The organism is Leuconostoc lactis KCTC 3528 = DSM 20202, assembly GCF_014651235.1.
GTDB lineage: Bacteria > Bacillota > Bacilli > Lactobacillales > Lactobacillaceae > Leuconostoc > Leuconostoc lactis.
Window position 1 is genome coordinate 1 of the sequence record NZ_BMWM01000056.1, and the last position, 1331, is coordinate 1331.

The following is a 1331-nucleotide window of genomic DNA, read 5'->3' on the forward strand; positions in this document are numbered from 1 at the left end:
CTTAGCTCAGCTGGGAGAGCACCTGCCTTACAAGCAGGGGGTCACAGGTTCGATCCCTGTAGCGTCCATTGACGAAAGTCAAAACCGGCACGTCGGGATAAAGCGATGCCGACTTAGCTCAGTTGGTAGAGCACCGCTCTTGTAAAGCGGGGGTCGAAGGTTCGAGTCCTTTAGTCGGCATGTTCATGCGGAAGTAGTTCAGTGGTAGAACATCACCTTGCCATGGTGGGGGTCGCGGGTTCGAATCCCGTCTTCCGCTTCTATGCCGGCGTGGCGGAATAGGCAGACGCACAGGACTTAAAATCCTGCGATAGAAATATCGTACCGGTTCGATCCCGGTCGCCGGCATATATGCACCTATAGCGCAATTGGATAGAGCGTCTGACTACGAATCAGGAGGTTGCAGGTTCGACTCCTGCTAGGTGCATAGAGGTTGAAGGAATTCAAACTCTTTTTTTAAGTTTAAAGGGGCAGAAGCTCTCGTAGAACTTTTCGGGACGTAGCTCAGCTTGGTAGAGCACCTGGTTTGGGACCAGGGGGTCGCAGGTTCGAATCCTGTCGTCCCGATTGACAAACCAAAATTTGTCAAAGACGATCGCGGTGTAGCTCAGCTGGCTAGAGCGTCCGGTTCATACCCGGGAGGTCGAGGGTTCGATCCCCCCTGCCGCGATAGGCTCGAAAAAAGGACCTTTAGCTCAGTTGGTTAGAGCAGACGGCTCATAACCGTCCGGTCGTTGGTTCGAGTCCAACAAGGTCCATGCAGGACAAGAAAAAGCAACAGATGATGGAGAATTACCCAAGTCTGGCTGAAGGGAACGGTCTTGAAAACCGTCAGGTCGAGAAATCGGCGCGTGGGTTCGAATCCCACATTCTCCTTAGGTAGAGATACCAAACATAATATTATCGCGGGATGGAGCAGTCTGGTAGCTCGTCGGGCCCATAACCCGAAGGTCGTAGGTTCAAATCCTGCTCCCGCAATTGGTCGCATGGTCTAGTTGGTTAGGACGCCTGCCTGTCACGCAGGAGATCGCGGGTTCGAGCCCCGCTGTGACCGTTTAGTATGAAAGTGCTAAGATGGCTCTGTAGCTCAGTTGGTAGAGCATACGATTGAAGCTCGTAGTGTCGGCGGTTCGATTCCGTCCAGAGCCATGGATACCAGAGGTATCAGACAGAAAGCTTTGCGAATGTAGTTCAATGGTAGAATTCCAGCCTTCCAAGCTGGCTATGCGGGTTCGATTCCCGTCATTCGCTTTATGTTTAGGAATAGACATAAAAGAGGGGCCTGTAGCTCAGTTGGTTAGAGCACTGTGTTGATAACGCAGGGGTCACAG

Annotated in this window: 13 tRNA genes; all 13 read left to right on the forward strand. The window is 52.3% G+C overall.

Going from position 1 to position 1331, the window contains the following annotated elements:
• Position 1 precedes the first annotated feature (1 nt).
• The 13 genes from IE039_RS08280 (at position 2) to IE039_RS08340 (ending at position 1251) form a co-directional block, all read left to right on the forward strand.
• Positions 2-68: transfer RNA gene (locus IE039_RS08280), tRNA-Val, on the forward strand.
• Between the two features lie 39 nt (positions 69-107).
• Positions 108-180 (forward strand) — tRNA-Thr (locus IE039_RS08285).
• 7 nt (positions 181-187) lie between these two features.
• Positions 188-259: transfer RNA gene (locus IE039_RS08290), tRNA-Gly, on the forward strand.
• A 5-nt stretch (positions 260-264) separates the two neighbouring features.
• Positions 265-348, forward strand: a tRNA-Leu gene (locus tag IE039_RS08295).
• A gap of 5 nt (positions 349-353) precedes the next feature.
• Positions 354-427 (forward strand) — tRNA-Arg (locus tag IE039_RS08300).
• A gap of 66 nt (positions 428-493) precedes the next feature.
• Positions 494-567: transfer RNA gene (locus IE039_RS08305), tRNA-Pro, on the forward strand.
• A 29-nt stretch (positions 568-596) separates the two neighbouring features.
• Positions 597-670: transfer RNA gene (locus tag IE039_RS08310), tRNA-Met, on the forward strand.
• 14 nt (positions 671-684) lie between these two features.
• A tRNA-Ile gene (locus IE039_RS08315) sits at positions 685-758 on the forward strand.
• Positions 759-786: 28 nt separating this feature from the next.
• Positions 787-876, forward strand: a tRNA-Ser gene (locus IE039_RS08320).
• Positions 877-904: 28 nt separating this feature from the next.
• Positions 905-978 (forward strand) — tRNA-Met (locus tag IE039_RS08325).
• Between the two features lie 2 nt (positions 979-980).
• Positions 981-1054: transfer RNA gene (locus tag IE039_RS08330), tRNA-Asp, on the forward strand.
• Between the two features lie 22 nt (positions 1055-1076).
• Positions 1077-1149, forward strand: a tRNA-Phe gene (locus IE039_RS08335).
• 31 nt (positions 1150-1180) lie between these two features.
• A tRNA-Gly gene (locus IE039_RS08340) sits at positions 1181-1251 on the forward strand.
• Positions 1252-1331 lie beyond the last annotated feature (80 nt).